Annotated in this window: 26 protein-coding genes; 11 read left to right on the top strand and 15 right to left on the bottom strand. The window is 73.5% G+C overall.

Going from position 1 to position 23,790, the window contains the following annotated elements:
* Nucleotides 1-85: 85 nt before the first annotated feature.
* From ACFYPS_RS02640 to ACFYPS_RS02630, 3 genes are read right to left on the bottom strand one after another with little or no spacing between them, the layout of a single operon-like run.
* Nucleotides 86-607: a 2'-5' RNA ligase family protein gene (locus ACFYPS_RS02640; protein WP_354962205.1), complete on the bottom strand. Its 522-nt coding sequence runs from the start codon at nucleotides 605-607 to the stop codon at nucleotides 86-88.
* 30 nt (nucleotides 608-637) lie between these two features.
* Nucleotides 638-1,243 (bottom strand): response regulator transcription factor, encoded by a 606-nt coding sequence (locus tag ACFYPS_RS02635; RefSeq protein WP_354962206.1) that lies wholly within the window; start codon nucleotides 1,241-1,243, stop codon nucleotides 638-640.
* Nucleotides 1,240-2,394, bottom strand: coding sequence for a histidine kinase (locus ACFYPS_RS02630; RefSeq protein WP_354962207.1), 1,155 nt, complete (start codon nucleotides 2,392-2,394; stop codon nucleotides 1,240-1,242). Before ACFYPS_RS02630 ends, ACFYPS_RS02635 begins: the two co-directional genes overlap by 4 nt.
* A 60-nt stretch (nucleotides 2,395-2,454) precedes the next feature.
* Here ACFYPS_RS02630 and ACFYPS_RS02625 point away from each other — a divergent pair, with 60 nt between their 5' ends.
* Nucleotides 2,455-3,432, top strand: a complete 978-nt coding sequence (locus ACFYPS_RS02625; protein ID WP_354962208.1) for a hypothetical protein — start codon at nucleotides 2,455-2,457, stop codon at nucleotides 3,430-3,432.
* A gap of 102 nt (nucleotides 3,433-3,534) precedes the next feature.
* Nucleotides 3,535-5,262: a DEAD/DEAH box helicase gene (locus ACFYPS_RS02620; protein ID WP_354962209.1), complete on the top strand. Its 1,728-nt coding sequence runs from the start codon at nucleotides 3,535-3,537 to the stop codon at nucleotides 5,260-5,262.
* Nucleotides 5,263-5,307: 45 nt separating this feature from the next.
* On the opposite strand, the gene ACFYPS_RS02615 is transcribed toward ACFYPS_RS02620, so the two are convergent.
* From ACFYPS_RS02615 to ACFYPS_RS02595, 5 genes are all read right to left on the bottom strand, one after another.
* Nucleotides 5,308-5,712 carry a DoxX family protein gene (locus tag ACFYPS_RS02615; RefSeq protein WP_354962210.1) on the bottom strand — a complete coding sequence of 135 codons (405 nt, stop codon included), beginning with the start codon at nucleotides 5,710-5,712 and terminating at the stop codon, nucleotides 5,308-5,310.
* A gap of 130 nt (nucleotides 5,713-5,842) precedes the next feature.
* Entirely contained in the window at nucleotides 5,843-8,173 is a 2,331-nt protein-coding gene (lon, locus tag ACFYPS_RS02610; RefSeq protein WP_354962211.1) for an endopeptidase La, read from the bottom strand.
* A gap of 38 nt (nucleotides 8,174-8,211) precedes the next feature.
* Entirely contained in the window at nucleotides 8,212-8,496 is a 285-nt protein-coding gene (locus ACFYPS_RS02605) for a hypothetical protein (protein ID WP_354962212.1), read from the bottom strand.
* A gap of 43 nt (nucleotides 8,497-8,539) precedes the next feature.
* Entirely contained in the window at nucleotides 8,540-9,400 is an 861-nt protein-coding gene (locus ACFYPS_RS02600; protein ID WP_354962214.1) for a manganese catalase family protein, read from the bottom strand.
* Between the two features lie 84 nt (nucleotides 9,401-9,484).
* Nucleotides 9,485-10,216, bottom strand: coding sequence for a sensor histidine kinase (locus ACFYPS_RS02595; protein WP_354962215.1), 732 nt, complete (start codon nucleotides 10,214-10,216; stop codon nucleotides 9,485-9,487).
* Nucleotides 10,217-10,281: 65 nt separating this feature from the next.
* On the opposite strand from ACFYPS_RS02595, the gene ACFYPS_RS02590 reads away from it, so the two are divergent.
* Both ACFYPS_RS02590 and ACFYPS_RS02585 read left to right on the top strand, forming a co-directional pair.
* Entirely contained in the window at nucleotides 10,282-10,923 is a 642-nt protein-coding gene (locus ACFYPS_RS02590) for a response regulator transcription factor (RefSeq protein WP_354962216.1), read from the top strand.
* A 149-nt stretch (nucleotides 10,924-11,072) separates the two neighbouring features.
* Complete coding sequence (locus ACFYPS_RS02585; protein ID WP_354962217.1) at nucleotides 11,073-11,420, top strand: Lsr2 family protein; 348 nt, start codon at nucleotides 11,073-11,075, stop codon at nucleotides 11,418-11,420.
* A 154-nt stretch (nucleotides 11,421-11,574) separates the two neighbouring features.
* On the opposite strand, the gene ACFYPS_RS02580 is transcribed toward ACFYPS_RS02585, so the two are convergent.
* The 3 genes from ACFYPS_RS02580 to ACFYPS_RS02570 all read right to left on the bottom strand — a co-directional run bounded on the left by ACFYPS_RS02580 (nucleotide 11,575) and on the right by ACFYPS_RS02570 (nucleotide 14,996).
* Nucleotides 11,575-12,852: a hypothetical protein gene (locus tag ACFYPS_RS02580; RefSeq protein ID WP_354962218.1), complete on the bottom strand. Its 1,278-nt coding sequence runs from the start codon at nucleotides 12,850-12,852 to the stop codon at nucleotides 11,575-11,577.
* Nucleotides 12,853-13,142: 290 nt separating this feature from the next.
* The gene (locus ACFYPS_RS02575) at nucleotides 13,143-14,015 is read right to left on the bottom strand and encodes a DUF2726 domain-containing protein (protein ID WP_354962219.1); all 873 of its coding nucleotides are present in this window, start codon (nucleotides 14,013-14,015) and stop codon (nucleotides 13,143-13,145) included.
* A gap of 108 nt (nucleotides 14,016-14,123) precedes the next feature.
* On the bottom strand, nucleotides 14,124-14,996 hold the full coding sequence (locus ACFYPS_RS02570) for a phytanoyl-CoA dioxygenase family protein (protein WP_387322355.1): 873 nt from the start codon (nucleotides 14,994-14,996) through the stop codon (nucleotides 14,124-14,126).
* 181 nt (nucleotides 14,997-15,177) lie between these two features.
* Here ACFYPS_RS02570 and ACFYPS_RS02565 point away from each other — a divergent pair, with 181 nt between their 5' ends.
* From ACFYPS_RS02565 to ACFYPS_RS02550, 4 genes are read left to right on the top strand one after another with little or no spacing between them, the layout of a single operon-like run.
* Nucleotides 15,178-15,537, top strand: a complete 360-nt coding sequence (locus ACFYPS_RS02565) for an Asp23/Gls24 family envelope stress response protein (protein WP_354962221.1) — start codon at nucleotides 15,178-15,180, stop codon at nucleotides 15,535-15,537.
* 1 nt (nucleotide 15,538) lies between these two features.
* A complete protein-coding gene (locus ACFYPS_RS02560) occupies nucleotides 15,539-16,063 on the top strand; it encodes a DUF6286 domain-containing protein (RefSeq protein ID WP_354962222.1) in 525 nt (174 codons plus the stop codon).
* Nucleotides 16,060-16,641, top strand: a complete 582-nt coding sequence (locus tag ACFYPS_RS02555; RefSeq protein ID WP_354962223.1) for a hypothetical protein — start codon at nucleotides 16,060-16,062, stop codon at nucleotides 16,639-16,641. Before ACFYPS_RS02560 ends, ACFYPS_RS02555 begins: the two co-directional genes overlap by 4 nt.
* A 60-nt stretch (nucleotides 16,642-16,701) precedes the next feature.
* Nucleotides 16,702-17,427 carry a helical backbone metal receptor gene (locus tag ACFYPS_RS02550; RefSeq protein WP_387322816.1) on the top strand — a complete coding sequence of 242 codons (726 nt, stop codon included), beginning with the start codon at nucleotides 16,702-16,704 and terminating at the stop codon, nucleotides 17,425-17,427.
* Nucleotides 17,428-17,439: 12 nt separating this feature from the next.
* On the opposite strand, the gene ACFYPS_RS02545 is transcribed toward ACFYPS_RS02550, so the two are convergent.
* Both ACFYPS_RS02545 and ACFYPS_RS02540 read right to left on the bottom strand, forming a co-directional pair.
* Nucleotides 17,440-18,399 carry a TerC/Alx family metal homeostasis membrane protein gene (locus ACFYPS_RS02545; RefSeq protein ID WP_387322352.1) on the bottom strand — a complete coding sequence of 320 codons (960 nt, stop codon included), beginning with the start codon at nucleotides 18,397-18,399 and terminating at the stop codon, nucleotides 17,440-17,442.
* A 120-nt stretch (nucleotides 18,400-18,519) separates the two neighbouring features.
* On the bottom strand, nucleotides 18,520-19,053 hold the full coding sequence (locus ACFYPS_RS02540; protein WP_354962226.1) for a CBS domain-containing protein: 534 nt from the start codon (nucleotides 19,051-19,053) through the stop codon (nucleotides 18,520-18,522).
* Between the two features lie 190 nt (nucleotides 19,054-19,243).
* Here ACFYPS_RS02540 and ACFYPS_RS02535 point away from each other — a divergent pair, with 190 nt between their 5' ends.
* Complete coding sequence (locus ACFYPS_RS02535) at nucleotides 19,244-19,801, top strand: hypothetical protein (protein ID WP_354962227.1); 558 nt, start codon at nucleotides 19,244-19,246, stop codon at nucleotides 19,799-19,801.
* A gap of 198 nt (nucleotides 19,802-19,999) precedes the next feature.
* Nucleotides 20,000-20,392: an FKBP-type peptidyl-prolyl cis-trans isomerase gene (locus ACFYPS_RS02530; protein WP_354962228.1), complete on the top strand. Its 393-nt coding sequence runs from the start codon at nucleotides 20,000-20,002 to the stop codon at nucleotides 20,390-20,392.
* 63 nt (nucleotides 20,393-20,455) lie between these two features.
* Here ACFYPS_RS02530 and ACFYPS_RS02525 read toward each other — a convergent pair whose 3' ends face one another.
* Entirely contained in the window at nucleotides 20,456-20,842 is a 387-nt protein-coding gene (locus ACFYPS_RS02525; protein ID WP_354962229.1) for an STAS domain-containing protein, read from the bottom strand.
* Between the two features lie 274 nt (nucleotides 20,843-21,116).
* On the opposite strand from ACFYPS_RS02525, the gene ACFYPS_RS02520 reads away from it, so the two are divergent.
* The gene (locus tag ACFYPS_RS02520) at nucleotides 21,117-22,133 is read left to right on the top strand and encodes an SMP-30/gluconolactonase/LRE family protein (protein ID WP_354962230.1); all 1,017 of its coding nucleotides are present in this window, start codon (nucleotides 21,117-21,119) and stop codon (nucleotides 22,131-22,133) included.
* 123 nt (nucleotides 22,134-22,256) lie between these two features.
* On the opposite strand, the gene ACFYPS_RS02515 is transcribed toward ACFYPS_RS02520, so the two are convergent.
* Complete coding sequence (locus ACFYPS_RS02515; protein ID WP_354962231.1) at nucleotides 22,257-23,516, bottom strand: Ig-like domain-containing protein; 1,260 nt, start codon at nucleotides 23,514-23,516, stop codon at nucleotides 22,257-22,259.
* Between the last annotated feature and the right edge of the window lie 274 nt (nucleotides 23,517-23,790).

Here is a 23,790-nt window from a genome sequence, read left to right as displayed (position 1 = left end):
GTCCCGAGGACGGAGGCCCCCCGAGGCCGGTGCCGACGAAGATGGCGGCGCGGTGGACACATCCGAACAGGACGGTCGCGCGGGATCAGATCTGCCGGCGCGTCAGCGGTGCCACCGACCGGTCGGTGCCGTCGTAGCTACGGGCCCCGACGAACGCGCCCGTCGGCCGCTGACCGCCGGCGACGGCGCGGGCCAGCCGCAGGTCCGCGTTGCGGAACCGCAGCGCCACGCTCAGGTGCGGCACCCACCCACCCGGCGCGTGCCACGGACGATGTCCGGCGGCGTCGGCGAGCACGTCCCAGACGGCGGCGTGCAGTGCGGTCAGCGCCGGCGTGGGTCGCACGAGCCAGACCAACGGCGCACTGCCGTCGAGAACGACGATGCGGTCGAGCGTGACCGGCACCGGCAGCGCGGCGTCGAACAGGTCGGTCAGGCGGTGCTCGGCCCCGGGCGGGAACTCGTCCACCGCGGCGAGGGTCAGGTGCGGCCGGTTGGTCGGGTGGGTGTTGCGGGCCAGGCTGGGCAGCCCGGCCGCGGCCAACCGGTCCCAGGCGGACCGGACCGCCGCGTCCAACCCGGCCGAGCAGACCAGTTCCACCGTACGCACCAGGCCACCGTAACCGTGCCGGCGACGCGGTCAGAGCCAGCCGTTGTCCCGGGCGGTGCGCACCGCCTCCGACCGGTCGGCCGCCCCGAGCTTCTGCACGGCGGCGGAGAGGTGGTTGCGCACCGTGCCGGTGGACAGGTGCACCCGGCGGGCGATCACCGCCACCGGGGCGCCGAACTCGGCCAGCCGCAGGGTCTCCAGCTCGCGGGGGGTCAGCGGGCAGGTGGGCAGGGTCAGCGCGTCGGCGGCGAGCGACGGGTCGACGTACCGGCCGCCGCCGTGCACCCGGCGGATCACGTCGGCGAGCGCCCCGCCCGGCGAGCCCTTGGGCAGGAATCCCCGCGCGCCCGCCGTCAACGCCTGCCGCAGGTGCCCCGGCCGGCCGTGCCCCGTCAACACCACCACCGCGCAGGCCGGCAGTGCCCGGGTCAGCTCGGCGGCCACCTCGATGCCGTTCAGGCCGGGCATCTCCAGGTCCACCACGGCCACGTCGGGACGATGCGCGAGCGCTGCGTCGACCGCGGCCCGGCCCTCGGCGGCCTGGGCCACGACCTCGATGTCCGGTTCCAGCCCGAGCAGCGCGGCGACGGCCACCCGCATCAGCTCCTCGTCGTCGGCGAGCAGGACGCGGATCACGGGACCACCGGCAGGGTGGCTTCCAGGGTGAACACCGCGTCCTCGCGGCGCACCCGCAGCTCCCCTCCGGCGGCCGCGAGCCGTTCGGCGAGCCCTCGCAGGCCGTGGCTGTGCGCGTCCGGACCACGGTCGTCGGCGCCGTCGTTGGCCACCGTCATCCTGGCCACGTCGTCCTCCCGGTCGATGCTGATCCGGCACCAGCCGGCGCGACTGTGCCGCAGCACGTTCGTCCCCGCCTCGCGCAGCACGGCGGCCAGCTCGGTGGCGGCGGCCTGCGGCAGGTTGGCCGGTGGCTGAGGCACCGTGCAGCGCACCCCACAGGAGCGCAGGACGCCCGCCACGGCGGCCAGCTGTTCGCCGAGGTCGACGGTCCGGTAGCCGTGCACGGTCTCCCGTACCTTGGTCAGCGCGGATGCCGCGAGCCGCTGGACGTCGGTGGCCTCCTGGCCGGCCCGTTCGGGGTCGATCGGGGCCAGCCGGGCGGCGAGTTCGGCCTTCAACGCGATCACGGTGAGGTTGTGGCCCAGCACGTCGTGCACGTCGCGGGCGAAGCGCAGACGCTCCTCGGCGGCGGCCAGCCGGGCGCGGGCGGCCTGCCCCTGTCGAGCCTCCACGAGCAGGTCCCAGAACCAGACCTGGAACCAGTTGACCGCGGCGACGGACAGCCCGATCCCGCCGGTGACAGCCAGGTGGCGCCCGACGGAGCCGTCGGTCCACCAGGCCACTCCCGCCGACGCCAGCAGGGCGCCGACCGCCACCGCCACCGCGGCCGGGAGCCGGACCAGCAGCGGGGCCATGCCGATCAGGGACGCGCCGAGCCAGGCCCAGGTCGGCCAGGCACCGGCCGCCACCGGCCCCACCAGCGGGACGGTCAGCACCGCCACCCCGGCCAGGCTGAGCTGTGCCCGACGCCGCCAGCGGTGGTCGAGCCACGGCGTCACGGCGGCGTACAGCACGGCGGTCTGAGCGGCCGCGAAGGCGAGGATGCCGGCCGCGCCGAAGGAGACGCGGCCGGGATCGGGATCGCGGGTCAGGCCGACCGCGGGCAGCAGCACGCTCGCCCAGACTCCGGTGGCCAGCGACAGCAGAGTCGCCTGCCGGGCCCGGTGCAGCCGCCGGTCCGCCCGGGGAGTCACCGCCTCGCTCGCCACGGCACCGATACTAGGGCCGCTCCGCGCCCGGTCCACCCCAGCGGATGTCACGGTCGAGCCGTGCAGTCCGCACGGTTTTCCGGTGACGGATGGAACTGCCGGCTGCTCGCGTACGCCACCAGGGTGGACGGCATGGAGATGACACGGACAGACATTGACGCTCTCGCCGTACCGCCGACCGGGCCGCTGCCGGCCGAGCGGCCGGCACCGCCGGGCAAGACGCCCGCCACCGTGGCGGGCGGCGGCACGCGGCACCTGCTGCGGCACCTCGCCGAGATGGCGCTCGCCATGGTCGCCGGGATGCTGCTGCTCGGCCCGTTGTGGGACGCGGCCGGCGCCGCGCTGGGGCTCGCCGGCCCGCTGGGCCGGCCGGAGGTGGCCGCCCTGGTGATGGCCACCGACATGACCATCGGCATGACGGTCTGGATGCGCTACCGCGCGCATCGCTGGCTCGCGGTCGGCGAGATGGCCGCCGCGATGTACGTCCCGTTCCTGCTGCTCTTCGCGCCGATGTGGGCCGGCCTGCTGGACGCCGACGCGATGCTGCTCGGTGGCCACCTGCTGATGGTGCCGGCGATGGTGCTGGTGGCGGTGCGACACCGTCACGAGGCCCCGGTGCCCGTACGTCGGCATCCGGCCGTGGTGGCGATCGCCCGCCGGTGGCCGACCGGGCTGGCGCTGCTGATGACCGTGGACAACTGGGTCGACCCGGGCGTGCTCACCCCGTGGGCGATGTTGGTGCTGCCCGGCGGCTACCTGGTGATCGGTCTGGCCCGCGGCACACTGCGCGGACCGGGCGTGCTCACCACTCAACTGCTCGGCCTGGCCGGCTGGGTCACCCTTACCCTGGTCGCGGTGACGGCCGGCGGACGGACCGCCGCGTGGCTGGTGGCGTTCGGTTGGCTGGCGCACGCCGCCTGGGACCTGGTCCACCACCGCATCGGGCGGGTGGTGCCGCGCGGCTACGCCGAGTGGTGTGGGGTACTCGACGCGGCGGTGGGCGTCACCGTGATCCTGGCGATCCTGACCACCGGGTGAACGGACCGCCCGCCGGCACGGGGCGGCGGGCGGCCGGTCCTCCCGCGGCGCGTTGTGCCGGTCGCCGCAGCGGGTGCGGCGGCGTGATGAAAGGCTTGGCGCATGAGTTCCGCACCTGCACAGCACGACGCACCGACCGACACCACCCCCGACGGCACCGACGAGGCGAACGCCTTCACGGAGCTGGGGCTGCGCACCGAACTGCTGGGCGCGCTGTCCGCTCTCGGTTACGAGGAGCCGACGCCCATCCAGCGGGAGGCGATCCCACCGCTGCTGGAGGGTCGGGACCTGCTGGGCCAGGCGGCCACCGGCACCGGCAAGACGGCGGCGTTCGCGCTGCCGCTGCTGCACCGGATGCCGGCTCACGGCGACGGCGGGGACCCGGTCGCGTTGGTGCTGGTGCCGACCCGGGAGCTGGCGGTGCAGGTGTCCGAGGCGTTCCACCGCTACGGCAAGGACCTGGGCGCCCGGGTGCTGCCGATCTACGGTGGGCAGCCGATCGGGCGGCAGCTGCGGGCACTGGACAGCGGGGTGGACGTGGTGGTGGCCACCCCGGGGCGGGCCCTCGATCACATCGCCCGGGGCACGCTGCGGCTGGGTGGGCTGGCCACGGTGGTGCTCGACGAGGCCGACGAGATGCTCGACATGGGCTTCGCCGAGGACATCGAGGCGATCCTGGAGCACGCGCCGGCGCAGCGCCAGACCGTGCTCTTCTCGGCCACGATGCCGTCCCGCATCGACGGGATGGCCCGGCAGCATCTGCGCGATCCGGTGCGCATCGAGATCGGCCGGGAGCAGCCGGTGGCCGGCGAGGCGCCCCGGGTGCGGCAGAGCGCGTACATCGTGACCCGGGCGCACAAGCCCGCCGCGCTGGGCCGGGTGCTGGACGTGGAGTCGCCCACCGCGGCGATCGTGTTCTGCCGCAGCCGGGAGGAGGTGGACCGGCTGACCGAGACGATGAACGGCCGGGGCTACCGCTCCGAGGCGCTGCACGGCGGGATGAGCCAGGAGCAGCGGGACCGGGTGATGGGGCGGCTGCGGGCCGGCACCGCCGACCTGCTGGTCGCCACCGACGTGGCGGCCCGCGGGCTGGACGTCGAGCAGCTCACCCACGTGGTCAACTACGACGTGCCGTCGGCGCCGGAGTCGTACGTGCACCGGATCGGTCGGGTTGGCCGGGCCGGGCGCGAGGGCGTGGCGATCACCCTCGCCGAGCCGCGCGAGCACCGGATGCTGAAGACCATCGAGCGGGTGACCGGTCAGCGGATCACCATCGACAAGATCCCGACGGTGGCGGACATGCGTACCCGCCGGCTGGAGCTGACCCAGGCGGCGCTGCGGGAGAGCCTGCTGGAGGACGACCTCGACCCGTTCCGGGTGATCGTGGAGACGCTGACGGACGAGTTCGACCTGATGGAGGTGGCCCTCGCCGCGGTGAAGCTGGCACACGAGGTGACCTCCCCGGGCTCGGACGACGAGGAGGAGATTCCGCAGGCGCCGGTGCGCGGCCCGCGCGAGGGCCGGCCCGAGGCCGGCGGTCGGGGCGGCGATCGGCGCGGTGGCGGTCGGCCACGGATGGCCGGCAACACCGTCCAGGTCTTCGTCGGCCTGGGCCGGCGCGCCGGGGTGCGCCCGCAGGACCTGGTCGGCGCGATCACCGGGGAGACCGGGATCAGCGGCCGGGACATCGGCTCGATCGAGATCGCCGACCGGTTCTCGCTGGTGGAGGTGCCGCAGGGCGTGGCGGACGAGGTGATCTCCGGGTTGCGCTCCAGCACCATCAAGGGCCGCAGGGCCACCGTGCGCCGGGACCGCGGCGGCGACCGCTGAACGACCGCCGGCGACCGTCGGGTACGACGGTCGCCGGCGCAAGGATCAGAAGGAGTACGGGCCGAACCGGCCCCACGCCACGACCGCGGCGAGGACGAGCAGCACCGTGCAGGTCACGGCGCCCTGCAGCTCCGTCCGGCGCCGGTCGTCGGTGTCCTGCCTCTTCATGTCGCGCAGGTGCACCAGGATGCCGCCGATCATGACGATGACCAGGCCGACCGCCGCGAGCGGGGTGAGCACGGTGGCGATGCCGGTGAGCGGCGGAAGCACCAGCCCGGCGGCGGCCAGCAGCTCGGCGGCGCCGAGCGCCTTGACCTGGTGCGGCGGGACCGGGTCCACCCAGCGCATCAGGTCGCGCAGCTTGTCCTTGGGCTGCGTCAGTTTGGCCGTGCCGGCGCCGGCGAAGACGACGGCGAGCAGGATCTGGATGATCCAGAGCACCAGGTTCACGGGGGTTTCCTCCGGGGGTACCGCCTCGCGGCGGAGAGGTAGTTGAGGGTTCAAGCGAGACAGTAGCCCCGTGCGGCACAGCAGTGACCCCCGCCGTCGGAGAGACGGCGGGGGTCGCTGTGGTGTTGGGTCAGGCCGCGAAGAGAGCCGGACCGTCCAGCGCCTTCACGTCGGCCGGGCGCAGCGCCAGGGCGAGCACGTCGGCCACGTCGGCCAGGGTGTGCACGGTCAGCGCCTCGCGCACCTCGGCCGGCAGGTCGTCCAGGTCCGGCTCGTTGCGCGCCGGGATGATCACCTCGGTGAGGCCGGCCCGGTGCGCGGCGAGCAGCTTCTGCTTCACCCCGCCGATCGGCAGGACCCGACCGGAGAGCGTCACCTCGCCGGTCATTCCAAACTCGGGGCGGACCGGACGACCGGTGACCAGCGACGCCAGGGCCGTCACCATGGTGATGCCGGCGCTCGGGCCGTCCTTGGGCACCGCGCCCGCCGGGAAGTGGACGTGGATCCGACGTCCGGCCAGAACGTTCGGGTCGATGCCGAAACGCCGCCCGTTGGAGCGCAGGTACGACAGGGCGATCTGTGCCGACTCCTTCATCACGTCACCGAGCTGGCCGGTCAGGGTCAGGCCCGGCTCGCCCTCCATGCTGGTCGCCTCGATGAAGAGCACGTCCCCGCCGGCGCCGGTGACGGCGAGGCCGGTGGCCACACCCGGCACCGCGGTGCGCTCGGCCGACTCCGGGGTGAACTTCGGCCGGCCCAGGTAGTCGGCGAGGTTGCCGGTGTCGACGCGTACAGGCGCCGGGTCCGTCGCCAGCGCCACCGCCACCTTGCGCAGGATCTTGGCGAGGGCACGCTCCAGCTGCCGGACGCCGGCCTCCCGGGTGTACTCCCCCGCGATCAGCGCGAGAGCCTCGTCGGCGACGCTGACCTCCTCGACCGTCAGCCCGGCCCGCTCCCGCTGCCGGGGCAGCAGGTGGTCCCGGGCGATGGCGACCTTCTCGTCCTCGGTGTACCCGTCCAAGGTGACCAGCTCCATCCGGTCCAGCAGTGGACCGGGGATGGTCTCCACCACGTTGGCGGTGGCCAGGAAGAGCACGTCGGACAGGTCCAGGTCGACCTCCAGGTAGTGGTCCCGGAAGGTGTGGTTCTGTGCCGGGTCGAGCACCTCCAGCAGCGCGGCGGCCGGGTCGCCGGCGTAGCCGGCGGCCAGCTTGTCCACCTCGTCGAGGAGCACGACCGGGTTCATCGAGCCGGCCTCACGCAGCGCGCGGACGATCCGGCCGGGCAGCGCGCCCACGTAGGTGCGCCGGTGACCGCGGATCTCCGCCTCGTCACGGACGCCGCCGAGCGACACCCGCACGAAGTTGCGGCCGAGCGCCCTGGCGACGGACTCGCCGAGGCTGGTCTTGCCGACCCCGGGCGGACCGGCGAGGGCCAGCACCGCGCCGGAGCCGCGACCGCCGACCACGCCGAGGTTGCGCTCGGCCCGGCGGTTGCGCACCGCGAGGTACTCCAGGATGCGGTCCTTCACGTCGGCCAGGCCGGCGTGGTCGGCGTCGAGCACCGCCCGCGCCGCGGCCAGGTCGGTGTTGTCCTGCGTACGCGTGCCCCACGGCATCTCGAGCACGGTGTCCAGCCACGTGCGGATCCAGCCGGCCTCCGGGGAGGCGTCACTGGCCCGCTCCAGCTTGCCGACCTCGCGCAGGGCCGCCTCGCGGACCTTCTCCGGGAGGTCGGCGCCCTCGACCCGGGACCGGTAGTCGGCCGAGCCGTCCGGCTCGTCCTCACCCAACTCCTTGCGGATCGCGGCGAGCTGCTGGCGGAGCAGGAACTCCCGCTGGGACTTCTCCAGCCCCTCGCGGACGTCGCTGTTGATCTGCTCGGTGACCTCCTGCTCGGCCAGGTACGCCTTCACCCAGCCGACCAGCAGCTCCAGCCGGGCGGTGACGTCCGGCGCGGCGAGCAGCTCGGTCTTCTGCTCCAGGGTCAGCCAGGGCGCGTAGCCGGCCGAGTCGGCCAGCTCGGACAGGTCGGTCATCCGCTCCACCGCGTCGATGACCTGCCAGGCGCCACGCTGCTGGAGCACGGAGGTCACCAGGGCGCGGTACTCGCGGGCGAGTTCCCGGGCGCGGCCGGCGGGAGCGGGTTCGTCGAGTTCGGTCGCCTCGACCCAGAGTGCGGCGCCGGGGCCGGGCACGCCAGAGCCGATCCGGGCCCGGGACAGGCCACGGACGACGGCGGCTGGCTCACCATCGGGCAGCCGGCCGACCTTCTCGATGGTTGCGACCACACCGACCGGGCCGTACTCACCGTCGATACGCGGCACGGCCAGCAGCTTGCGGTCGCCGGTCGCCCGCGCCGCGTCGATCGCGGCCTGGGTGGTCGGGTCGAGGGTCACCGGGATGACCATGCCGGGCAGCAGAACGGCGTCGGTCAGGGGAAGTACCGGAAGAGTTGCCATCGAACACCTGCTATCGCGTTGACTTGAGCGTGTCTCACTCAAGTAACAAAGCGTTCCCCTTGTTCCGGACTGTGACCCAGGCCACTGTCCCGCGTCGGACGACGGACCGGAAACAGCAGCTCACGCGCCAGCCGCCCACCACCGGCCACCGCCACGGCGAGCGGAATCGCCAGGCTTATCACGGCCAGGGCGACCACGATCCGGCCGGGCAGCCCGGCGCCGGCGGCGAGCAGGGTCAACCCGGCGAAGACCACCAGCTTCATCCGGGTGCGGGCCACGGGGACCACACCGGCCTCCCGGGTGGGTGCGGCGACCGACGGCATCGTTCCTCCTTCGGGGTACGGGCGAGCGGCGGGCACGTCGGCGTTAGGTGGCGCCGTCGTCGAGCAGTTCGTCCGCCAGATCCGGGTTGGTGCCGTACAGGCGGGGGTCGCCGGGTGCGAGCACCGGCTCGGGGGCGTGTGCGCGGGGGTTGTCGTCGTATCGGAACTCGCCCCTGCCGTCCGGGGTGGGGCCGGAGGCCCAGCGGCCCCGCGCGGCGTCCCGGCCGGGAGAGAAGTCCAGGTAGGTGTAGCTGAACTCGTCGGTGAACTGCGGGGAGTCGGTGAAGGCGTCCGGCACCGGCATCTCCTCCAGGCCGTCCTGTTTGAGCTGCTCGATGGCGGCCATCCACATGTTCTGGTGCATGGTGTCGCGGGCCAAAAGGAAGCGCAGCATCTGCTTGACCCCGGGGTCGTCGGTCATGTTGAACAGCCGGGCCACCTGCAGGCGGCCCTGCGCCTCCGCGGTGACGTTGAGCTGGAAGTCGGCCATCAGATTGCCGCTGGCGGTGATGAACGCGCCGTTCCAGGGCACGCCGTTGCTGTCGGTGGGCAGGGCGCCGCCACCACCGTGGATGAAGTGCGCCGGGTTCGACCCGCCGTAGACCGCGGCGACCATCGGGTTGTCGTCGGCGGCTTCCTGCAGTGACAGTGGGGCGTTCTCCAACAGGCGGGTGATCATGGTGGCGATCATCTCGACATGGCCCATCTCCTCGGTGCCGACGTCGAGCAGCAGGTCCTTGTACTTGCCGGGCAGCCGGCAGTTCCAGCCCTGGTAGAGGTACTGGTTGGCGACGGTCATCTCGCCCCACTTGCCGCCCAGGATCTCCTGCAAGCGGCGGGCGAACGCGGCGTCCGGGCCGTCCGGCTTGGCCTCGAACTGCAGGTCCTTGACGTGGCCGAACATCGGGTCCTCCTCGCTGCCGGGAGCTGGCGCGAGGAGGATCCCCACCCCGGTGACCCGGCCGGGCCAACCCGTGTCCCGGCGGGGTCAGCGCACCGGGCGGACCACCGGCAGCAGCACCTCCAGCGCCACACCACGCGGCCGCAACCGGTGCGCCCGCAGCACTCCCCCGTCCGCCGCCAACAACTGCCGCACGATCCAGAGACCGAGGCCGGACATCCCGACCGCCGGCGCCGGGCGGCGCATCGCGGCCAGCAGCGCGTCGTCCACCCGCCCCTCGTCGGTGACCAGGATGCTCAGCCCGCGGCGGCCCAGCTCGGCGTGGAGGCCGACCTGCCCCTCCGCCGGCCCGTGCCGCACGGCGTTCTCCACCAGGTTCACCAGCACCTGCCGGGTCCGGCCGGACGGCACCGGGCAGGAGCCGGCGCGCCGGGTGGCCCGCGCCCGCCGCCGGTACGCCGGCACCAGCGCGGCGGCCTCGCGCAGGATCCCGGCCAGCGGTACGAGCGGCTCCGGCTGGGGAGCCAACGCCAGCGCCCCGGTGCCGGCGGTCGCGCCGCGCAGCAGGCTCTGCAGGTGGGCGGCCTGATCGCGGGCCAGCTCGGTGATGGCCCGCCGGTCCGCGCCGGTCAGCTCCCGGCGTTCGTCGGCGAGCGCCCGGGTCAACGAGGTCAGGGTGCTGACCGGGGTACGGAACTCGTGACACAGCACGCGCAGCAGCAACTCGGAGTCGGCCGCCGAAGGTCGCAGCTCACCGGGTACGGGCTCGGTCCGGCGCAATCCTCGCAGCAGGCCGTGCAAACCGCTCCGTGCGCGCATCCACTCGACTCCCCTCGTTCGGTGCGTACCCGCATGATCAGTACCCGCTGGGGAACGGCGCAGACATGCCGGACGCCGCCACCATCCGACTCGCCGTCGTGGACGATCACCCCCTCTTCGTCCGCGGCCTCGAGTTGCTGCTCGCGGCGACCACCGACGGCCGCGCCGAGGTGGTCGGCTCGACCGGCGACGCCGCCGCCGCGGCCGCCCTGGTCAGCCGTTGCCGCCCCGACCTGGCCCTGGTCGACCTGCACATGCCACCACCCGGCGGCATCCGGGCGGTGGCCGCGATCCGGCGGACGACCCCTCGCGTACGAGTGGTCGCGATGTCCGGTTCCTCGGACCCGGCGCCCGCGCTGGAGGCGCTGCGGGCCGGCGCCGAGGGGTTCCTGCCGAAGACCAGCGAGCCGGAGGAGCTGCTCCCCCCGCTGGTCGCCATCCTCGACGGCTGGGCGGTGCTGCCGGCCGAGCTGCTGCGCGCCGTTCTGCGACCGTCGCGCGCCGCACCGGTCGACCTCGATGGCGAGGAGCGTCGGCTGCTGCGGGCGATCGCCGCCGGTCGCAACACCGTCGACATCGCCGAGGAACTGCACGTCTCGGAGCGGACGGTGAAACGGATGACCGCCGCACTGCTGCGCAAGCTGCGGGTGTCCAACCGGGCGGAGGCCGCCGCCGTCGCCGGACACGCCGGCCTGCTCGGCGAATGAGGCGGACCCCACGATTCAGCTTCCGTTCGCGGTTTTGCGAGCGTGAAATCGCGACGCGCCGAAATGAATGGGACGCATATTGTTGCGGATTCCCGTGGTGATAGGTCAGACTTTGGACACATCCCGCCACACACAGGGAGTAATCGGCAATGGCGAGAAAAGTAATCACGGTGCTGACCGACGACCTCGACGGTGGGAAGGCCGACCGGACCGTCGAGTTCAGTCTTGACGGCGTGGCCTACACGATCGATGTCTCGGACGAGAATGCGGGCGTCCTGCGCAAGACGCTGGATCCGTACATCAATGCGGGTCGGCGGATCGGCCGGGGCCCGGTGGAGAACACCCGGACAGTTCGGCGGCCGGGGCGGCCCAGCGGCGCCGGAATGGATCGGGAGCAGAACCGGGCCATCCGGGAATGGGCCGTCAAGAACGGCTACAAGATATCCGAGCGGGGCCGGATCCCGGTCGAGGTCGTCGAGGCGTACAAGAGCCGCTGACCGAACGACATGGGGACGGGGTCTCGCCGGCAACGGCGTGGCCCCGTCAGATTTTTCGCCGGCCTCCTCGCCCGGAAAGACACGCGGCGGCCGGTCACCTGGGCTGTCCGCCCCGGTGACCGGCCGCCGTTGGTCGGCTCGATCTGTTTCCGACTCAGTTGACCTCGATACGCACCGCATCGAACGCCGGGGTCTGGTTGGCCCTCTCCATCATCGGCAGACGGTGCGAGCCGTCACCGGCCCATACGGCGCACTGCGCGGTGCCCGTCTCGGGCAGACCCGGGATCTGGATGGTCACCTCGTCCGGCTGGGCACTACCGCGCCCGTCCTCGGTGGCGACGAAGAACGCGGGCACCTCCTGCGGCTCCGGCGGAGTGGTGAGGCTGTCCAGCATCCGGCAGGCGGTGTGGAAGTGTCCACGGACCAGGCCCTGGTCGTTGAGCAGCGAGCTCTCCACGTAGTACCCGCCCTGGCCGGCGGCCAGGAAGCGGTCCCGGATCAGGTTGCGGGTGCTGACCCGCAGGGTGAAGGCCTGGTTCTGGCCGACCTGGTCGGGGAACTGGGTGATCAGCAGCGAGGGGTTGTTGGCGGCCGCGCCGACCTCACCGAACTCGGTGCTCACGCAGCGGTTGCCGGTCTGGAAGCCGTCGTGCGGCTGGAGCTGGCTCTCGTCGCAGTTGTTGGCCAGCACGCCGAGCCCGGCGCCGGGAGCGTTGCCGCCGCCGTTGTCACCGCCGCCGTTGTCACCACCGCCGTTGTCACCGCCGCCATTGTTGCCACCGCCACTGTCACCGCCGCCGTTGTCGCCACCACCGCTGTTGCCGGTCGGCTGCACCTGGCATTCGGCGAGCTGCGCCAGACCCTGCGGGCGTGGCCCGACACGGTCGATGGCGGTCGTGATGCGGCTCAGCACCGCGCGCCGCTTGGCCGCCAGCGGCTGCAGGATCGCGTTGCGGATGAAGGCTTCGCCCTTGCTGCCCTCGGCGGCCAGCCGGCGGTCGGCCTCGGCGATCTGGGTCTGCAACTGGGCGAGGTTGCGGTCCACCTCGGCCCGGGCCCGGTCCGGCACCTGCGGCAGCTTGGCCGTCACGTCCGGGCAGGCGATGGCCGAGCCGCTGCCGACCGTGCCGTCCTTGCCGTCCTCACACTCGGGCACCGACTGCTGCCCGTCACCCCAGTGGTTACGCACCCAGCGACCGTTCTGCCACGTCCGGGTGGTTGAGCCGCCGCCATTCGGCGCGGTGGCGCCCGGGCTCGGCTGCACACACTGTCCAGAGGCCGGCCGGGGATTGTTCGGCCGCCGGTCCTGGGCCGACGAAATCTGGGTCACGGCGACTACTCCGCCGAAGACCACGAGCGTGCCGACAACGGCCAGCAGACGCTTGCTCCGCGCGTTGCCGGATGACCGGCGCGCCCGTGTGGACCTGCGCATCGAATTGCTCTCCTTCTCGATCCGGTAGTGGATTCCTGCCCTCGGCGGACCGACGGATGTGAGATGGCACGCCACGGCGACGACCACCGCGACCTACCCGGTGACGTGTCGATGGCCGACGATGCCCTTTCCGCACCGTCTCCCGCGTCCCGTCGACGCGGATGGGAGATCCTCTTCATTCGCGCAGGAGTACGGGACGGTGCGCGGGAAGGTTCAACCGACGCACAGGAAATTGCCGGATCTGGCGCGAGCCGTGCGGGAAGGGTCGACCGGATGCGGTGGGTGACGGATCAGTCGACGCAGAGGTGGTCGAACGCGAAACCGCCCACCAGTTCATGCCGGCGCCGGCTCAGCGCGACGATCTCCGCGGTGAGCTCGACGCGCGGCAGCAGGTCCGGGTCGACGGGTCCGGCGGCGCGCAGCCGTTCCCCGACGGCGACCGTGGCGAGGTCCTCGGCCAACCGGGCCGCGTCGACACCGCAGGAAAAGCGCTGTTCGGTCACCGACACCCGCTCGACCAGGCACGCGTCCGGGCGCACCTGCACCCAGCTCCACCCCTGGGCCGGGCCGTCCGCCCAGCTCACGTGCAGCCCCCGCACGATCGGGTCGGCCAGCCGCCGGGCGACGTACGCCTCGACCGCCGCCGCACGGGTCAGCGCGCCAAGGTCGTTGACCGGCCCGGTCCGGCCGTCCGGCAGCCGGCCGAGAATGTCCCGGAAGCCTACCGGGTTCAACTCGTCCCCGGCGCCGCCCGCCGCGTAGTCCCGCGCGTCGATCACGTACTCCACCAGGCGTCGGCCGTGCTCCGCCGCACGCAGGGTTGGCGAGCCGATCCGCAGCACGGGCAGCCCGACCGCCGCGCTCACCGCGTCCTTGAGTCGCTCGGCCCGCTGCTCCGCGGAGCCGGCGGCCGGGACCGGGCCGATCTCCACGGCGACGACCGGCCGGCCGGTGTCGGCGGCGCACACCACGAGGTCGAAGCCGGCCCGGCTGGCCGAACTCCACTGGCTGCCGGTGACACCGGGCGGACGCCCCTGGACCAGTTCGCTGAGCCGGCGCGCCGGGTACACCCGGTGACCGGCGCGGGTGAGCAGCGCGTCCTGCTCACCGTCGGCGGGCAACGCCCGCAGCCAGCCACGGTCGTCGCTGACGGTGCTCGTCATCTGCCTGATCCATCCGCCGGTCGGTCGAGCCGCGCCGAGTCTAGGCGGTCGATCATGGTGCGCGCCTCGGCGGTGCGGCCGGGACCGCCCGGCCGGCCGGACCGGCGGTTACTCGGCAGCGCCCATCACCAGACCCTCGATGGTGTGCTTCTGCCGGATCGGCTCCAGCCGGTCCACCACCGGGCAGGGCAGGTGCTCCCGGACCAACGCCGGCAGGCGCTTCCAGTAGCCGTGGGTGATGGCCATGTCGTGGTGGGCGGCGTTGCCCGCGCCGGGGGCGTCCACGCCGAGCACCAGCACCGGGCGGGCCGACCGGGAGACGTTCGGGGTGCCGCGGTGGATGGTCAGCGCCGACCGGGCGGAGATGTCCCCGCGCCGCGGGTACTTGCGCACGGCCCGCTGCTGGTAGCGGGGGTAGCGCTCCCGGGGCGGGAACATCTCGTGGTCGAAGTCGACGCCGTCGTCCCACTGTGTGCCGGGGGCGATCTCGAACGGCCCCATCTCCTCCACCGTGTCCACGGTGGTCAGGTTGAACGCCAGCGAGGTGAGCCGCCGCTGCCGCCGGGTGTCCTCCGGCATCGGGAAGTCCCGGTGCCAGGGCTGCATCGCCGCCCCGGGGAAGGGGATGTCGAAACCCAGTTCGACGATCTCGTACTCCGGGCCGAGCACCGCCCGGCAGACCGACACCACCCACGGGTGGCTGACCAGCTCGACGAAGCCGCGCAGTTGCTCCGGATGGATCTCCAGGTACCAGCGCTGCGGGCCGCGACCGACCGCGCCGTCGGCTCGGGAGCGCGCCTCCTCGAACGCGACGGCCACATCGTTGCCGACCTGCTCCGCCCAGGCCGGGTCGAAGGCGCCCCGGCAGGCGGTGATGCCGTCGCGGTAGAGGTCGCCGAGTGCCTCGACCGGCACCTCGTCGTCGCCGCCGGGCACGGGGTGGGCGGCGGGTGTCGCCGGGGGCGCCGGGGGAACACGCATGGGGTCTCCTCGGGACGGAAGCGAGCGTTACAACGTTGTAGAAGCGTGGTCAAGGACCGCCGGAGCGCGCCAGCGCCCGGACCAGTGCTGTGACCCGGATCACAGGCGAGCCCGGGTTCCAGGGTCACCGCAGGGTGTATCCAGCGGAGGGCACCGGTACCGGACCGGCCGGGAGGTCAGCATGTCGCGACAACAGTTCGGCGTCCTCGCCGGTAACGGCGCGGGCCGGCGGGAACACGGCACCGCCGGATCGGCGGACGTCGCACGGATCGCCGCCGACGCCGCCGGCCGGGTCCCTGGCGTGTCCGGCGCCCACCCGGCCACGGTCCGCGTGGACGAGCGGTCCGTGAGCCTCGACCTGCACCTGGTCACCTGGTACGGGCACAGCGTCCCCGCCGTCGCCGAGGCGGTCCGGGTGGCCGTCGCCGACCGGGTGGCGGCCGACACCGGGCTCACCGTGGCGGCGGTGACCGTCACGGTGGACGACCTGCTCGTCCCCGGCGTCGACGGCCCCCGGACCGGGTGGACGGCTGGAGGCTGACATGCGGACCGCCAACCGGGTCGCCTCGCTGCTGCTGGCCGTCGCGCTGCTGGCCGGCGGCACACTGCTGGCCGCGCAGGCGCTCCTGGTGGCCCTGGATCGCCCGGCGCCGCTGGGCACGGGGACCGGCTGGTACGAGACGCTGACCAGCACCCGCTGGCGCGACCCGGGCGTCCGCGCGGTGGCCGGCGGGGCCGTGCTGCTCGGCCTGGCCGTCCTGGCCGCCCAGTTGCGACGCTGGGCGCCGGTCCGTCTGCGCGTCGACGAGCGGGACGGCTGGTACCTGCACCGCCGCTGTGTGGAACGCCGGCTGGCCGACGCGGCGGGCACCGTGCCGGGCGTACGCCGGGCCCGGGTCCGGGTCCGCCGACGCGGCGCCGAGTGGCGGCCCCGGGTACGCGCCACCGGCGACCCGGCGGCCCGTGCCGAGGTGGAGTTCGCGGTGCACCAGGAGCTGCACCGCCTCGCCGCGCCACGCGCCGGCCGGATCGAGGTCCGGCTGCTCCCCCGCGGGCGGCCGGTATGACGGACGCCGCGCACCGACTGCTGTGGACCATCGTCGCGCTGCTGCTGGTGGCGGGCGGCTCAGCGGCGCTGGCGGTCAGCTTCGGTGTGCTGCCCGGCGCGTTCGGTGTGCTGCCCGGCCCGGACCCCGGCGCGGCGCTGCTCGGTGCCGGTCTCCTGAGCCGGTGGCGGCTGGCCACGCCGTGGACCACCCTGGCCGCGGCGGTCGCCGGGGCGCTGCTCGCCCTGACCGGTTACCAGCTGCTGGCCTGGGAGCTGCGCCGACCCGGCTCCGCGGTGCGGGGCACGCTGACTCACCCCGGGCGGCGCCCAGGTCGCACCCGACTGGCCGCCGACGTCCTCGTCCACGCACTGGAACGCGACCTGACCGGCGCCCCGGGAGTACGCCGTGCCCGGGTGGTGCTCACCGGCGCGCCGCCGCGACCCGACGTGTGGATCCGGGTGGACCTGACGGCCGACACCCCGACCGCCGGTGTACGCGAGCACGTCCGCGCGGCGGTCCGCCGGTTCGCGGCCACCGCCGGCTGCCAACCGGCGCACCTCGACGTGACCGCCCGGGTCGAGCCCGGACGACCCTGACCCGCGCCGCACCGGCCCGGCCGGCATGATCGGTACCGGATGACCGACGGAGGTGCGCGGGTGCGGGTGGTGTCGCTGGTGCCGTCACTGACCGAGGCGGTGGCGCTGACCCTGCCCGGTGCGCTGGTCGGGGCCACCGACTGGTGCAGCCACCCGGCCGGGCTGGACGTCGCCCGGGTCGGCGGCACCAAGTACCCGGACCTGGACCGGGTCCGCGCGCTGCGGCCGGACCTGGTGCTGCTGAACGTGGAGGAGAACCGCCGGGACGACGCGGAGGCGCTGCGGGCCGCCGGCGTGCCGGTGCGGGTCACCTATCCGCGTACCGTCCCGGGTGCGTTGACCGAGCTGGCCGAGCTGTTGGCCGAGCTGGGCGCGCCGGCGGAGCCGGCCTGGCTTCGGGCGGCCCGGCGGGCGTGGGCCGAGCCGCCCCGCCTGGAACCGGCCCGCCGGGCGGTGGTGCCGGTCTGGCGCCGGCCGTGGGTGGTGCTCGGCGGCGACACGTTCGCCGGCGACGCGCTGCACCGGCTCGGCGTGGTCAACGCGTACGACCAGCACGCCGAGCGTTATCCCCGTCCGAGTCTGGCCGAACTGCGCGACCAGCGGCCCGAGCTGGTGGTGCTGCCCGACGAGCCGTACCGGTTCACCGGCGGCGACGGGCCGGAGGCCTTTCCCGGCGTACCGTGCGCTCTGCTCTCCGGACGACACCTCACCTGGTACGGCCCGTCCCTCGCCGAGGCGCCCGCGCTGCTGGCCGACCAGTTGTCCCGTCCGGTGCTGCGCGGCTGAGGTCGAGCGGGGTCAGCCGGTGGCGCGGGCGCGCCGGGCGGCGATGAGGCTGGCCACGATGGAGGCCGCGAGGGTCAGCACCACCACCGTGAGGGTGAGCCAGACCGGCAGCTTGCCCACCGGCGTCTCGGCCAGGATCAGCTTCAGCCCCGCGAAGGCGAGCAGCAGCGCCAGCCCGTAGCGCAGGTAACCGAAGTGGCGCAGCAGGCCGGCGAGGCAGAAGTAGAGGCTGCGCAGCCCGAGCACGGCGAACGCGGTGGCCGTCCAGACCAGGAAGGTGTTCGTGGTGATAGCCAGGATCGCCGCCACCGAGTCGATGGCGAAGACCACGTCGGTGGCCTCGATGGCGACGAGTGTCACCAGCAGGACGGTCGCCATCCGCCGGCCGTCGACCCGGGCGGTGAACCGGTCGCCGTGGTACCGAGGGTCGGTGGGGACCACCCGCCGGAACAGCCGGACCACCGGATTGCGCTCCGGGTCGACGTCCGGCTCCCCCCGCACCGCCAGCCGCCAGCCGGTCCAGATCAGGAAGGCGCCGAGCACGAACCCGGCCCAGGTGAGCCGGTCCAGCAGCTCGGCGCCGGCGAAGATGAAGAACAGCCGGAACGCGAGCGCCCCCACGACGCCCCAGAACAGCACCTTGTGCTGGTAGCCCGGCGGCACCCGGAAATAGCCGAAGAGCAGGGCGAAGACGAAGACGTTGTCCACCGAGAGCGCCTTCTCCAGCAGGTAGCCGGAGTAGTACGCGACCGCCGGGTCGCCGCCGAGGCCGAACCAGACGACCAGGCCGAACAGCAGGCCCGCGGCGATCCAGACGCCGCTCCAGACCAGCGCCTCCCGCAGCTCGATGACGTGGCTGTCCCGGTGCATGAGCACGTCCACCCCGAGCATTACGGCGATCACCGCGCCGACTGCCGCCCAGGCCCACAGCGGCACCGCGACCGTCGCCTCAGCCACCGGCGCCCCCCGCATCGACCCTGCGCACCGCCCGCCCGCACCGCCGGACGGCCGCTCCCGAGCCTAGGCGAGCGGCCGATCCCCCGGCGGCGCTCCGGCGAAGTCGGCACGCGCCAGCCGGGTTGGCGACGGTGCTCAGGCGACCGGCGTCACCTGCGCCGGATCGAAGGCGGTGTCGTCCGCCTCGTAGCCGATCGTGTTGGTCACCTGAACCACGCCGCTCACCTGGGCGGCGAGCCGCCCGGCGAGGTCGACTGCGGAGCGGCGGTCCAGCCGTCCGGCCAGGGTGACCTCGCCGTGGCGGACCTCGACGGTGACCAGGCCGTCCCGCACGGCGAGCACCCGGCGGAGCACCTCCTGCACCACGTCCTCGCGGATCTCGGCGTCCGAGCGCAGATGCACCCGCAGCAGGTCGGCGCGACTGACGATCCCGTCACGTCGGCGACGGCTCTCGAAGACCCGCCGCTGCGCCGGCTCGCCAGCGCGCTCGATCCGGTGCAGCAGGTCGGCCTCGGACACCACGCCCAGCACCCGGCGGAACCCGTCGACCACCGGCACCGCGCTGACCCCGTGACGCACCAGCACGTCCACGATCTCCCGGTACGGGGTCTCGGCCACCACGGTCGCGACCTCCCGGGTCATCACGTCACCCACCTGCCAGGTCCTCATCACGGCCTCCCTCTCGTCGTCCACCTCGGACGTTACGGCCGGACACCCGCCGCGGTCAGGGCCTCCGGGCCACGCCGCAGGGGTCGAAGGTCCCGAGCGGTTGCGGGTCCGTCGGCCCTGCCGGCGACGGCACGACCGGCGTCCAATGGAGATGCCACCGGGGAAGCGCGGTGCGAAGCAGAGAAGGGACGTGGAGACCATGGCCGCGACGATCGAGCGGATCAGCGCCGAGACCACCGCTCCGACGGCGGGCACCCCCCGCGAGAGCGCCGTCCGGTACATCCTGGCCGGCATCCGGCTGGCGCTCGGCTGGATCTTCCTCTGGGCGTTCGTCGACAAGCTGTTCGGCCTCGGGTTGGCCACCGAGTCGAAGAACGCCTGGATCAACGGAGGCAGCCCGACCAAGGGTTTCCTCACCTTCGGGGTCGCCGGTCCCTTCAAGGACGTCTACGCCGGGATCGCCGGGGCCGCCTGGGCGGACTGGCTGTTCATGGCCGGCCTCGCGGGGATCGGCGTCGCCCTGCTGCTCGGCATCGGCATGCGGGTCGCCGCCGTGGCCGGCGGGCTCCTCCTGGTGCTGATGTGGACCGCCGTCCTGCCTCCGGAGAACAACCCCTTCATTGACGACCACCTGATCTACGCCGCGGTGCTGGCGGTGCTGGCGCTGGTCAACGCCGGTGACACCTGGGGCCTCGGCCGGGTCTGGGCGCGGCAGCCGATCGTCCGGCGGATGCGCTGGCTCCGCTGATCCACACCGCACCATCCCCACGGCGGGCGTCACCACCGGTGACGCCCGCCGAGTCGTGCGGTCCGCCCGGCACCCGATGGATCATGGATCCGCCGGGTGTCGCCACGCCGTTGGCGGGTCCGCCGCACATCGGTGGGGTGCGATCCGGCAGGATCGACGGTGACCGGACACATCACCCAAATGGCAGGAGTTCCACGCATGAACCAGGCAGCAGGCGCCCGATCGGGCAAGCCCGAGGTGGGTCCGATCGAGGGTGCGCCGCCGGCCGACCTCGTGATCGAGGACGTCACCGTGGGCGAGGGCCCGCAGGCCCAGCCGGGCCAGCTGGCCAGCGTGCACTACGTCGGCGTGTCGCACTCCACCGGTGGCGAGTTCGACTCGTCCTGGAACCGGGGCGAGGCGTTCGAGTTCCCGCTCGGCGGCGGCCAGGTCATCGCCGGCTGGGACCAGGGCGTTGTCGGCATGCGCGTCGGCGGCCGGCGCCGCCTCACCATCCCGCCACACCTGGGGTACGGCGACCGCGGCGCGGCCGGCGCCATCAAGCCGGGCGAGACGCTGGTCTTCGTCGTCGACCTGCTCGGCGTGCGCTGATCGGTCCTTCAGGGGGGTCGCCGGTTCGGCCGGCGGCCCCCGCCGCCGGGCGGAGGGCGATGGTCAGGCGGCCAGCACCAGGTGCGCGGCCTCGACCTCCGGGCGACGCGCGGCCTCGACCACTCGGGCCGGCTCCAGGATCGGCATCACCCGGTGCAGGGCGGTGGCGCGCAGCACCCGGGCCACCACCGGGGTCGGATCGACCAGGACCAGCTGGCCGCCACGGGCCCGGACCCGCAGATGCGCGGCGAGCAGCGCGCGCACCCCCGCGGCGGAGAGCAGTCGCAGCTCGGACAGGTCCAGCTGGAGCACCGGGCGGGCCGGTGCGGCCCACAGGGCGGAGCGGAACGCGGCCACCGTGGCGATGTCGACCTCGCCGGTCACCCGCACCAGGACCACCTGATCACCCACGCTGACCTGCACGTCGAACCGGTCGCTGCCCTCACCCATGCCCAGAAATCTAGCCCCCACCCCCGACAGTTTCGCCCCTCCACGGAGTGATTCCGGGTACGTCCAGGGTCAGACCCCGAGGCCACCCCGATCCCCCTTACGGCGGAGGCCAGGGGTCCCCCCGGCCCCGCGCCCGACACGACGGGCAACATCGGCCTCGCCGCTCGACGCACGCGCCGACCACCGGGAGCCGGACGCCGTCTGCTCGACCTCCCCCGCGCCGCGCCGCGGTGGTGAGCCGGCCCGGCCGGCATCGGCGGTGGAGAATGGACCGATGCTGATCCCCCGGCCCCGGCCACCCCGGCTCATCCGGCCCGTCCGCGAGCAGGCCACCGTCCCTCCCCCGCTCACCGGGGCCTGGGCGGCCACCGACCGCCGGCTCGACCAGGTCGACCTCCTGCCCCTGCCCGACGGTGCCGTCGGTCCGGAGGACGTGCTGGTCGACCCGACCGGCCGGGTGATCAGTGGGGACGAGGACGGCCGACTCTGGTGGTGGCCGGCCGACGCGCCGCCCGGCACCCGACCCCGCCTGCTGGCCGAGACCGGCGGCCGGCCGCTCGGCATCGAGCTGGACCGGTCCGGTGCGGCGCTGATCGTCTGCGACGCGTACCGGGGGTTGCTGCGGGTCACGCCCGACGGAGCGGTACGCGAGCTGACCGGCACCGCGCCCCCGGTGCACCTGGCCAACAACGCGACGGTGGCCCGCGACGGCACCATCTTCTTCACCGACTCCTCCGACCGGTTCCCGGTCTCACACTGGAAGCGGGACCTGCTGGAGCACCGCCCCAACGGCCGGGTGCTCGCGCACGACCCGGCCAGCGGGCGCACCGAGGTCGTGGCCGAGGGGCTGTACTTCCCCAACGGCATCGCACTGACCCCCGACGAGTCGGCGCTGATGCTGGTGGAGACCACCACCCACCGGCTGCTCCGCGTCGAGCTGGGCGGCGGGGTGCGGGTGCTCGCCGACCTGCCCGCCTATCCGGACAATCTCTCCGCGGTGGGCGACGGAACGTACTGGATCGCGCTGCCCAGCCCGCGGGTGCCGATCGCCGAGCGGCTGCTGCCGCACCCGCGACTGCGCCAGCTCGCCGCCCTGCTGCCCGATGCGATGCAGCCGCAGCCGCGCCGCTACGGGCTGGTCGCGCTGGTCGACGGCGCGGGCACGGTCCGCCGGACGCTGCACGGCCCGACCGGGCACTACTGGATGATCACCGGGGTACGCCAGCACGGCGACCAGCTCTGGCTGGGCAGCCTGATCGGGCCCGGGGTGGCACGGGTACCGCTGGCCTGAACGCCCGGGCCGGCATCGTCCCCGGTGCCGGCACCCGCCGGCGACGTGTCCCCGGGGTTCCCGCACCGGGTCCGGGTCGGCCCGCCGCAATGGCGGGCCGACCCGGGGGCCGTCGGCGGTGTGTCAGCGGCCGCTGACCGAGGGCGCGGGTGCGGGTGACCCGCCGGCCACCGCTCCCGGGTGCGCCGGGGGCACTGGCGCCGGCCGCAGCCCGGGCGGCACCGGCAGGGCGCTGCCCCGGACGAACTCGTCCCAGCTCACGTTCCACGCCGTCCAGCCGTTGCCGGCCTGCAACTGCACCTCGGTGCCCTTCACGGTGACCAGGTCACCGACCTGGGTCACTCCCATCAACCAGTCCGCCGCGGTGGCGGCGACGTTCGTGCACCCGTGCGAGACGTTGGTGCTGCCCTGGTCGCCCTCCGACCAGGGGGCCGAGTGGATGAACTCGCCGCCCCAGGTGAGTCGCTGGGCGTCATCGACGTCGACCACGTAGCCGCCGTCCGGCTCACCCCGGGTGTCGAACGTGGTCCGCTCGTGCTTCTCCATGATCACCATCTTGCCGCTCGAGGTGGGTGTACTCGCCTTGCCCAGGCTGACCGGGATCCGGCGGACCTGCTTGCCGTCGCGCAACACGGTCATCTGCTTGGTGTCGTTGTCGATCTCCAGCGCGACCTGCCGTCCGATCTTCGAGGTCGCGGTCCGCTCGGCGTCGCCGACCCGGTCCTTGCCGATCGGCAGGCCCTGCAGACCGGCCCGGACGCTGATCGTCGTCCCCGGACGCCAGAAATCGGGCGCCCGGTAATAGGCCTGAGTCCCGTCCTCCAGCCACGACCAGGCACCGGGCTGCGGCGGATTGGTCTTCACGAACAACCGTCGCTGCACGTCCGCTCTGGCCTCTTTCGGAATTCCCGGGTCGAACGCCACGGTTACCGGCATCGCCGTGCCGTACGTCCGGTTGCCGACGAAATAGAGCGTGCTGGTGATCTGCGGTTTGGTGGATTTGGCCATCGTGCTGAACGTGGTGGTTCGGGTCGTCGTGGCGCCCGAGTCGCCGGTCGCGGTCACCTCGGCGGTGTACGTCCGCTTCGGTTGCAACGGCGCGCTCGGCACCCAGCCGGAGCCGTCCTCACGGGGCTCGGCCGCGATCTGCTTCCCCTTGTCGTCCGTGAGCCGCACACCGGTGACCCGTCCGCCCTTGACCACGGTGCCCACCTCGGCGCTGACCGGCACCTCCCGCGCCTTGTCGCCCGGCGTCACCGTGAGCTCCGGCGGAGCGGCGTGCCGCTTGCCCGACGCGTCCCGATCCGCGGTGCACCCTCCCACAACCAGTGGTACGGCTGCGATGGTTACCGCCAACAGCGTCAATCGCCGCCTCAACGTCATGTTTCAGTCCCCCCGTTTTCGGCTTCCCTCCGCCATATTCTCGCCGCCTCGATCGGCGTGCCCATCCCATTCGGAAATAATCGGCGGCCCATTTATCGGCGCATTTTCCGGCGCTGAGCCAATTGGCGAAACAAAGGCATGACCGGCCCGGTCTGAGCGACACCGACCGACTCCGGCCGACCCGACCCGGGTCGTCCCGTCCGACCCCGACCACCACGATCTTGCACGTTCTGCCATCGTTGCGCGGGCTTTCGTCCCTGACCCGACGGGCAGG

The sequence above is a fragment of the Micromonospora sp. NPDC005087 genome (genome assembly GCF_042872965.1).
Classification (GTDB): Bacteria; Actinomycetota; Actinomycetes; order Mycobacteriales; family Micromonosporaceae; genus Micromonospora.
Note: the sequence above shows the minus strand (reverse complement) of the source record. Positions and strands in the feature narration are given on the sequence as shown.

What these genes read in the sequence shown, in the direction of transcription:
- ACFYPS_RS02620 (WP_354962209.1), top strand. Translation starts at nt 3,535, where the DNA reads ATGAGTTCCGCACCTGCACAGCACGACGCACCGACCGACACCACCCCC.
- lon (WP_354962211.1), bottom strand. Translation starts at nt 8,173, where the DNA reads ATGGCAACTCTTCCGGTACTTCCCCTGACCGACGCCGTTCTGCTGCCC.
- ACFYPS_RS02605 (WP_354962212.1), bottom strand. Translation starts at nt 8,496, where the DNA reads ATGCCGTCGGTCGCCGCACCCACCCGGGAGGCCGGTGTGGTCCCCGTG.
- ACFYPS_RS02600 (WP_354962214.1), bottom strand. Translation starts at nt 9,400, where the DNA reads ATGTTCGGCCACGTCAAGGACCTGCAGTTCGAGGCCAAGCCGGACGGC.
- ACFYPS_RS02595 (WP_354962215.1), bottom strand. Translation starts at nt 10,216, where the DNA reads ATGCGCGCACGGAGCGGTTTGCACGGCCTGCTGCGAGGATTGCGCCGG.
- ACFYPS_RS02590 (WP_354962216.1), top strand. Translation starts at nt 10,282, where the DNA reads ATGCCGGACGCCGCCACCATCCGACTCGCCGTCGTGGACGATCACCCC.
- ACFYPS_RS02585 (WP_354962217.1), top strand. Translation starts at nt 11,073, where the DNA reads ATGGCGAGAAAAGTAATCACGGTGCTGACCGACGACCTCGACGGTGGG.
- ACFYPS_RS02580 (WP_354962218.1), bottom strand. Translation starts at nt 12,852, where the DNA reads ATGCGCAGGTCCACACGGGCGCGCCGGTCATCCGGCAACGCGCGGAGC.
- ACFYPS_RS02575 (WP_354962219.1), bottom strand. Translation starts at nt 14,015, where the DNA reads ATGACGAGCACCGTCAGCGACGACCGTGGCTGGCTGCGGGCGTTGCCC.
- ACFYPS_RS02570 (WP_387322355.1), bottom strand. Translation starts at nt 14,996, where the DNA reads ATGCGTGTTCCCCCGGCGCCCCCGGCGACACCCGCCGCCCACCCCGTG.
- ACFYPS_RS02565 (WP_354962221.1), top strand. Translation starts at nt 15,178, where the DNA reads ATGTCGCGACAACAGTTCGGCGTCCTCGCCGGTAACGGCGCGGGCCGG.
- ACFYPS_RS02560 (WP_354962222.1), top strand. Translation starts at nt 15,539, where the DNA reads ATGCGGACCGCCAACCGGGTCGCCTCGCTGCTGCTGGCCGTCGCGCTG.
- ACFYPS_RS02555 (WP_354962223.1), top strand. Translation starts at nt 16,060, where the DNA reads ATGACGGACGCCGCGCACCGACTGCTGTGGACCATCGTCGCGCTGCTG.
- ACFYPS_RS02545 (WP_387322352.1), bottom strand. Translation starts at nt 18,399, where the DNA reads ATGCGGGGGGCGCCGGTGGCTGAGGCGACGGTCGCGGTGCCGCTGTGG.
- ACFYPS_RS02540 (WP_354962226.1), bottom strand. Translation starts at nt 19,053, where the DNA reads ATGAGGACCTGGCAGGTGGGTGACGTGATGACCCGGGAGGTCGCGACC.
- ACFYPS_RS02530 (WP_354962228.1), top strand. Translation starts at nt 20,000, where the DNA reads ATGAACCAGGCAGCAGGCGCCCGATCGGGCAAGCCCGAGGTGGGTCCG.
- ACFYPS_RS02525 (WP_354962229.1), bottom strand. Translation starts at nt 20,842, where the DNA reads ATGGGTGAGGGCAGCGACCGGTTCGACGTGCAGGTCAGCGTGGGTGAT.
- ACFYPS_RS02520 (WP_354962230.1), top strand. Translation starts at nt 21,117, where the DNA reads ATGCTGATCCCCCGGCCCCGGCCACCCCGGCTCATCCGGCCCGTCCGC.
- ACFYPS_RS02515 (WP_354962231.1), bottom strand. Translation starts at nt 23,516, where the DNA reads ATGACGTTGAGGCGGCGATTGACGCTGTTGGCGGTAACCATCGCAGCC.